Source organism: Streptomyces luteolifulvus, assembly GCF_008806595.1.
Lineage (GTDB): Bacteria > Actinomycetota > Actinomycetes > Streptomycetales > Streptomycetaceae > Streptomyces > Streptomyces luteolifulvus.
The window spans coordinates 67,691-75,162 of sequence record NZ_VZRB01000037.1; the positions used below are offsets into that span (position 1 = coordinate 67,691).

The 7,472-nt window shown below is 69.5% G+C and carries 6 protein-coding genes; 3 read left to right on the top strand and 3 right to left on the bottom strand.

Translation table 11 applies throughout. The annotated features are described in order from the left end of the window. Positions 1–93: 93 nt before the first annotated feature. Together F7R91_RS34580 and F7R91_RS34585 are read left to right on the top strand one after the other, a co-directional pair. Entirely contained in the window at positions 94–1,341 is a 1,248-nt protein-coding gene (locus F7R91_RS34580) for an RICIN domain-containing protein (RefSeq protein ID WP_150956284.1), read from the top strand. Between the two features lie 282 nt (positions 1,342–1,623). Next, positions 1,624–2,022 carry a hypothetical protein gene (locus F7R91_RS34585; RefSeq protein WP_150956287.1) on the top strand — a complete coding sequence of 133 codons (399 nt, stop codon included), beginning with the start codon at positions 1,624–1,626 and terminating at the stop codon, positions 2,020–2,022. 28 nt (positions 2,023–2,050) lie between these two features. Here F7R91_RS34585 and eccB read toward each other — a convergent pair whose 3' ends face one another. Beyond that, the gene (eccB, locus tag F7R91_RS34590) at positions 2,051–3,574 is read right to left on the bottom strand and encodes a type VII secretion protein EccB (RefSeq protein WP_150956290.1); all 1,524 of its coding nucleotides are present in this window, start codon (positions 3,572–3,574) and stop codon (positions 2,051–2,053) included. A gap of 12 nt (positions 3,575–3,586) precedes the next feature. Next, on the bottom strand, positions 3,587–4,987 hold the full coding sequence (gene eccD, locus F7R91_RS34595; protein ID WP_150956293.1) for a type VII secretion integral membrane protein EccD: 1,401 nt from the start codon (positions 4,985–4,987) through the stop codon (positions 3,587–3,589). 1,455 nt (positions 4,988–6,442) lie between these two features. Between eccD and F7R91_RS34600 the strand changes: the two genes are divergently transcribed. Then, positions 6,443–7,270, top strand: a complete 828-nt coding sequence (locus F7R91_RS34600; RefSeq protein ID WP_331000685.1) for a right-handed parallel beta-helix repeat-containing protein — start codon at positions 6,443–6,445, stop codon at positions 7,268–7,270. Here the strand turns inward: F7R91_RS34600 and F7R91_RS43250 are convergent. Continuing rightward, positions 7,238–7,472 (bottom strand): hypothetical protein (locus F7R91_RS43250; protein WP_225320957.1); only part of this gene is annotated, 235 nt, incomplete at its 5' end. The genes F7R91_RS34600 and F7R91_RS43250 overlap by 33 nt on opposite strands.

Genomic DNA, 7,472 nt, shown 5'->3' on the forward strand with positions numbered 1-7,472 from the left:
GTAGTACAGGGCGGGGTGGCCGTAACCCGGCGGGCACGACACCCACTGCCGCACCAATCCTTCCCCACTGGCCACCATCCATGGAAGGCACGGATGACCGATACCGACAACAACCAGACGCTGAGCGCACTGGCAACCGCTCAGAACGCCACAGATCCGTCCCCTGCAGAACCGGACGCCGCCCCGGTGCCAGCGGCGGACATAGCCGCGGCACTCTCCGAACCTGACGCCGGGGATCCGAGACGGCCGATGGCGCCCGAGGAGAGGGGCGAGAGGGGCAAGCCGGTCGCCGCAGACGGCGAGCAGCCGGCTTCCGAAGCGGAAACGGAAGCGGAACCCTCCACCGGGGAGGACTCGGAGAAGGAGGCTGCGCGTAAGAGTTCCGCATCGGACCAGGACACCTCCACCACATCCGAGCCGGCGACCACCACTGACTCGTCCGCCGTAACCGCCGTAACGGGAGTGGCGGAAGCAGCGACCGCCGCCGCGGCGGCCACCGGTTCGCAGCCGGAGGAATTCTCCATGCCGGGTCTGCCCCGCAAGGCGATGCTGGCCGGCGCGGCGATCGCCGGAACGCTGCTGATCGCCGTTCCCCTGCTGCTCACCTCGACCGGCGATGACAAAGACTCCGGGGCCAAGCGAACAGTGGCCGAGGACGGCACCGTTCTCGCTCTCGGCGGCGAACCCGCCGACGCCTACGGTTCGGCTCCGCCGAGGGCGCCCGGCTCCGGGCGACCGACAGAGGGAAGCGCCGAAGATTCGCGCGTCAGGAGCGGGGCCGGGGCAGGGGCCTCTGTGAAATCGAGCGGTAGCGAGTCGGGCTCGCCGGACGGCGGGAACAGGGCCTCAGGATCGGACTCCGGCGCCAGGTCAACCGGCGTGACGCGAACCCAGTCGGGCACGACCGCCAGTGGAACAAGCGCGGGCGCAGACAAGCCGACCACGTCCAACGAGCCCGTCGGCCAACTGCTGATCGGCTTCGCCTCCAATCGCTGCATCGACGTGACCGACAACACCGGCGCGGACGGCACAGCGCTGCAGATCTGGGACTGCGGTGGCGCGGCCAACCAGCGTTGGCAGTTCTACGGGGACGGCACCATCCGGTCCATGGGCAAGTGCATGGATGTGGCCTGGGGCTCGCGAGAGAACGGCGCGGTCGTCCAGCTCGCCGACTGCACCGGCAACCCAGCGCAGCAGTTCCGCCTGAACTCGGCCCATGACCTCGTGAATCCGCAGTCGGACAAGTGCGTGGATGTGAAGGATCAGGCCACGGGCAACGGTGCCCGGCTGCAACTGTGGTCGTGCAGTGGTGCGGGCGACCAGAAGTGGAAGACCGGCTGAGCCAACGCCTGATGCGGCCTCTGTCTGGACGGATCGTTGGACATCGTGTCCCATTCAATTAGCCTTCGGTCCATTGGAGTTGCTGCGGTTATCGGGCAGCACCTGATATGTACCGCATCCGGCAGCCGCACCCCCTGCGGCTGCCGGATGTTTCCTCACGCCAAGGATCCGGGCGATTTCCGCGCCGTTCCTTTCCCTCGGAGGGCCCACACAGTCGCATGGGACCCGTGTGGCGCGCCCGCGGCGAGACGCTGTACCGCCTCGCTCAGGCCGCGCGCGGCAGTGAAGGCCGCTGCCGACGCCGACTTCATCCGGCACGAGGCAGCGATGCCCATATTCAGTACGGCACAAGAGTCGGGCCTGGAACTCCGTGGTGACGTCCGACGAACAGGGCGCGTCACCCGCGCCATCAAGGACATCATCGCCCGCAGCTTGGAATCGGCATGGAGCGGTCCAGTCCTTCGGTGCATCCTGTCGGCAAGACAAGGACTTCCCGACCGGCCGCAGACGGGCGACGTCCCGCTCGACTGCGCCGCGTGGCATGCCGGCCACGACGCGGATGTCGCGGGCCAGCCCCTCGGCGAAGCCCACGACCCGGCAGTCACGCTTGCCCTCGGGATGGATCAGTACGGCGTGACCGACGGCCGCACGGCGCCGCCCCGGGTGGTGGCTTACCCCTGAGGCAGTTGACCAGAGGACGCCGTTGAGCTCACTGCCCGCGCCCGGCCGTTGAACTTGCGTTCGGCTGGTCGGCGAAGCGGGGTTGGCCGGAGCCCCGCGAACAGTCGGGAGCGGTGATCCGAGGGGTCGTGGCTCCGCTCGCCGCATCCGGGCTGAGGTCAGGGCCGGTCGGCAGCATCGCCAGCAGCGGCGAGGGCAGCGCTCTGGCGTCCTGCGCCGAGTAGCCGAGGGCGGTCAGCGCCTCGTCTCCCGCCACCCGGTACTTCACCCCGCTCTCGGTCACCAGATAGACGGTGTCGCCGATGGGGCCGCCGCCCGCACCCAGTGCCCGTACCAGCGCGCCGCGACCCGCACGCACCACGGTCCCGTCCACCGGGCTGCAAGCAGCCGCAACGCGGTCACCGGTGGGCTGGACCAGCGGTGCCAGTGCGGACGCCGGCACCAGAGCGCTCGACACCCGGGTGCCATCGGAACCGGGCTCGACCACGGCGCACGCCGTCTGCCCCTCGGGGACCCCCGTCAGGCTCGGCGGCGATGCCGGCAGGTCGTCCGACGGGGGCTTGGCGCTGCCGGGTGCCAGATACCGTCCGAGCACATCCGAACCGACGACCGGCACCCGGGGTGCCTGCCCGTCGTACGCCGCCTGGCGGGTCCGCGGGTCGCCGAGCAGCAGAGCTGCCGCCGTGTCGGTGAGAGGCTCAAGGCCCTTGCGCCCCAGCACATACCAGGATCGTGCACCGCCCGGCACCTGAACCCGAAAGAGCTGCCCCACCTTCGTCGCCGCACCTGCCAGGGACGGCCCCAGCTCACCGCGGCCGGGCACGTCAGGAGAGGCCAGGTCAGGCCCGGCGGGCAGGGAGTCGAGGAAAGCGGACGACACCGGGCGCGGTGTGGCGGAGCCGTATCCAAGGGACTTCACCGCACCGCTCGACGTGTCCAGCCGCAGTCGGCTGCCCCGCCACATCAGGTACGTGGTGCGGTCGGGACCGACCAGCAGCACCGCCTGGCGTGTGCCCAGCGCGCGGTCCGTCTCCGTCTCGTGGCCGCCTCCCACGACCAGCACCGTCCGCGCAGCACCCTTCTGGGGGTCTACGACGGAACACACCCGCCAGGCACCGCGCTCCAGCCGATCGATGCCGGGCACGCTGTCGGGCGCTCCGTCGATGCCCACGGACACTCCGATCGGTGTTCCGTCCAGGGAGCCCGAGCCCACGTCCACCGTGCCGAGGTCCTTGCCGCCCAGCAGCAGCGCCGACGCGTAGTTGCGCACAGGACGCAGCCGACCGCCGAGATAGAGATAGCGGGCCCCGGTGTCCTTGTTGACAACGAGTGCCTCACCGCTGCGCCAGGAGTCCTTGCCACCGGGCGAGAGCAGCCCGACGACGAACGCACCCGCGCTGATGAGCACGGCGATCACAACACCCGTCACCAGGCCACGGGTGGTGCGCGCCAAGGGGCTCTCGGGCGCGTCGGGTTCTCCCAGCAGCATTCCGGAGTTGAGCCGGCCCATGACGAACATGTGCGCCTGAACCTGGTCGCGCTTGGATTGCATCGTCCCCTCCTTTCAGCCGTACAGACCGCGCAGGCCACCGAAGACGCCGACCACCCACAGCACAAGCGGCAGCAGGCTGATGGCGAGAGCACTGTGCAGCAGCTCGGCGGCCCGTCCCCAGTACGGGACAAGTCGACGCCCCGGCAGAACCCACGACGCCACGGCGAGGACGGCGGCCACCGCGAGCGTGCCACCGGCCACTATCAGCCGCTGTTCCGGCCGCAGGGTGGCGACCAGTGCGAGGGTGAGAAGGGTGAGGCCCCACACGCCGGGCAGGGCCATGGAAAGGCGCTGCCAGACATTGCCGAGGCCCCTGCCGTGCAGGAGCAGGAGCATCGACAGGACGCCCGTCGTCACCACCTCAGGCAGTGCCGGGCGCGTCGGCACAGCCAGGACGCAGACGGCGGCGACCACTCCGGTCGAGGCATAGAGCACCGTCATCCAGGAGTTGGCGAGCTCCGTACGGGCACTGACGCTCCGCTCCGGATACGGCTCGATGTCCTCCTGCAACTGCTGCGGGTTGTTCGGCAGGAACGGCATACGCATCCCGGCGAGTTTGAACGCGATCGAGGGAACGAAGGCGCCGAGCGCCGCGCATGTGGCCGCAATCATCAGCGCCGCTTCCTCGATCGGGAATCCGGCGAGGGCCATCAGAGCACCGCCGGCCATGGCGGCCAAGGCGCACAGTGCGATCCCTGTGAACAGCGGTGTGTAGAGCGCCACCATCGACACGGCCAGGACCGCTCCCCCCGCGCCCGCTGCTCCGGCAGACAGCAGCCTGGCGCCCAGCACCTCCTGGGCATAGGCCCCGGTGAGTTCCCCGCCCGGCACCAGCCAACCGGCAAGCGCGAGGCAGGGTGCGGCAAGCACGCCCAGAACCGCACCGGAGGGCGGGTCGCCCACGGCGCGGCTCGCCGTCGCCGCGCCCGCCAGGAGCAGTGCGCCGGCTCCCGCGAGTGACAGCATCCGCACCAACGAGGAGCCGCCGGGCCAGGCCAGAACCAGCAGGCCGATCGTCACGGTGAACCCCGTCAGCCCGCGCAGAAGCATCCGACTGCTCTGCGGCCCCCAACTGTGCAGTCTTTCCCGCATGGTGTTGGCTATGCCGTCCACCAGGTCGTCCAGTCGGACCGCCGGCAGTTCTTGGGTGCGAGGGCGCAGATACAGCACTTCACCGTGCTTGACGTTCAGCGAGGCAAGCGTGCCTTCGCCCTCCAAGGGAGTCTCTCCGAGGCGCTGGAGCACCCAGCCGCCCTGTTCCAGCCCCTCTTCCTCCAACTCGGCACCGGCATGGCGAAGAACAGCCGGAAGCAGGTCGGCCACCGGCACATCCGACGGCACCGCCCAGTCCATGGAAGTGCCGGGGGTTCGCACGGTCAGGTGACAGAGCCCGGCTGTTGAGGTTTCGGTCATACAGAAGTCGCCCTTTCCTGAGCATCGTCGGACCCGGGGCTTCCCGGTGCACCTGGGCAGGCCGTACGTGCCGTTCGCGGTCGAGGCGTTGGCGACGTCCATGCGCAGGCTCGTCGAACGGACCCTGCCGTCTGACCGGACAACCACTTCTGCCAGGCGTTGCCGTGGCAGTCCCGGAGCCGCAGTGGGCAGCCGTCCGTGCCGTCGTGCGCGGTCACCTCGACGCACCATGTGGCAGACCGCGGCGGACGACGGGCGGAGGTACCCGGTTTGGCTGTGGCTCTGTCGCGGCGCTCCGGGCGGAGGTGGAACGGCAGCCGGGTCAGCCGTGGCTCTTCGGCGGTGCCGGACGAGTCCGGGGCGGGTTGCCCGCCCCAGATCGCAAGCGCCCTTGTGCCGTTCATGCGCGTCCGCTCCACTCTTGGGCCGGCCGCAGCACGAAACCCACATCCCACTTTCCCCAGGCGGCACCGGACCGGCAGGGACGCGCGGCCGCGCCGCAGCGCCGCGAGGCCTGTCGGCCCTGACCGGTGACGGTCACGCCGGCGGGCTGGTCGTGCCGCGAGCAGCGCGCCTGTATCCCCCTTGCCGGCGTGGGGCATGTTCCGGTTTGCCGGGGTGCGTATGGCGCCACTGTGGTTCAGGGGCATGAGCCGTTACGCCGCCACGAACATAGGAGTCCTGGCGCGGCCGGTGGCCAGGTCGGGCCGGACTGTGCCCGGCAGGACCTGGAATCCTTCCCTCGAGCACGGTGGCGCGTGCGCGGGTGCGCCCTTATTTGATCTACGGCTCTAGCATGCGGCCGCGGGAAGTCGGCGGAGCGTCGGCAAGGGAACTCTGACGTGCCGCACCTTTTCGCGTGGGGTGAATCCGGCTCGTGTCGAAGGAAGCAGATGAAGCTACGACTACTGTCCCGCCGCTCGTGCGAGGACGCTCGAGTTCGAGTCGCCGGAGTCGGGGGGAGGTTTCGCGGACTCCTTGGCGAAGGGGCGGGCGCGGTCGCCGGGACGGCTGGGCTGGCTGCGACAGTCCTGCTGACCAGTGGTCTCCTGGCGCCGCAGGCCGACGCCGCAGACGGGGTCTGCCTTCCCTCCGGTACGGACGCGTCCATCCAGGCGGCGCTGCCCCGGAGCGGTGGCAGAGCTGTGCGCGGGATCTGTCTTCGACCTTTCCCACTCGATCGTCTTCACGGCTCCCGGCCAGACTGTCCAGACGCAGGGTCTGCCGACGGGCAGTGCGCAGGCGCTGCTGCGCGTCACCGGGGACCTTGCCACAGCGATACGCGGCGGCGATCAGTCGAATGCCACGGTGCAGAACATCCGCGTCGACGGGCGCCGCTCCGAGCTCGGCCGCGTGCCGAACGGGGAAGCGCTCCTGGAGATGGGAGGCAGGAGCGAGGGCCAGGTCGTGCAGAACACCACGCTTTCCGACCCTCGGGGCTGGTCGGCGCTGCACATGACCGAGGGCGGCGTGACCAACAACATCCCGACCTGTCAGAACAGCAAGATCCTCAACAACACGATCGGCCCGAGCGGTGAGGACAACGGCGCCTGGGCCGACGGCATCTCACTGGCATGCGGCAACAGCGAGGTCTCGGGGAACACCGTCACGGACGCGACCGACGGCGGGATCGTCATCTTCGGGGCGCCGGGCTCCCAGGTCAGGAACAACACGATCACCGCCCGGACCAGAGTCCTGCTCGGCGGGATCAACATGGTCGACTTCAAACCGGTGAACGGCAACTACGCCGGGACCGTGGTCTCGGGGAACACCGTCGACGCGGCGGGTTCCTTCATCAAGATCGCCATGGCGATGGGGACGATGCCCTGGGGATGCGGCTCCTCCGAGGTCAACTACGGCGCCACCGTCATGGACAACACCCTGACAGGCGCTCACATGGGCTACGGATTCGTGGCCAGCGGGGTCAGGGACTGGACGGTCACCGGTAACGCCGACCGTTCCACTCACGTCGGCTACCCCCGCCGGCAACTGCTCGGGCACCCCGGCCTCGCAGCCGAGGGGCTTCCAGTCGGAGAACGTCGCCGGGAACAGTTCGCTGCAGTCCGACTTCGTCCCCGACCAGCACCTGACGAACCTGCTCAACATCGCCGAGAACCCCGCGACCGTCAACCTCGTCGCCAACAACGGCATGTTCGTCACGGCGGAGAACGAGGGCTCCGAGCCGCTCGTCGCCAACCGGACGCGTGCCGGGAACTGGGAGAAGTTCGACATCACCCGACTGAGCGGCGATCAGGTCCAGTTGCGTGCCAGGGTGAACAGTAAGTGGGTGACCGCTGAGGACGCCGGCGCGTCGCCGCTCATCGCGAACCGGGCGACACACCGCGCGGGTGGGAGACATTCCATCCGTTGTTCTTCGTAGGGAATCCCGGCCTTCAGGCCGGGCGGGAATGCGATCTTCGGCCCGGAGGCGCGCAGCGCCGGAGTTCTCTGCGCCTGTGTGGTGAGGGTCAGGCTGGGCGCTTCT

What these genes read in the sequence shown, in the direction of transcription:
- eccB (WP_150956290.1), bottom strand. Translation starts at nt 3,574, where the DNA reads ATGCAATCCAAGCGCGACCAGGTTCAGGCGCACATGTTCGTCATGGGC.
- F7R91_RS34580 (WP_150956284.1), top strand. Translation starts at nt 94, where the DNA reads ATGACCGATACCGACAACAACCAGACGCTGAGCGCACTGGCAACCGCT.
- eccD (WP_150956293.1), bottom strand. Translation starts at nt 4,987, where the DNA reads ATGACCGAAACCTCAACAGCCGGGCTCTGTCACCTGACCGTGCGAACC.
- F7R91_RS34600 (WP_331000685.1), top strand. Translation starts at nt 6,443, where the DNA reads ATGACCGAGGGCGGCGTGACCAACAACATCCCGACCTGTCAGAACAGC.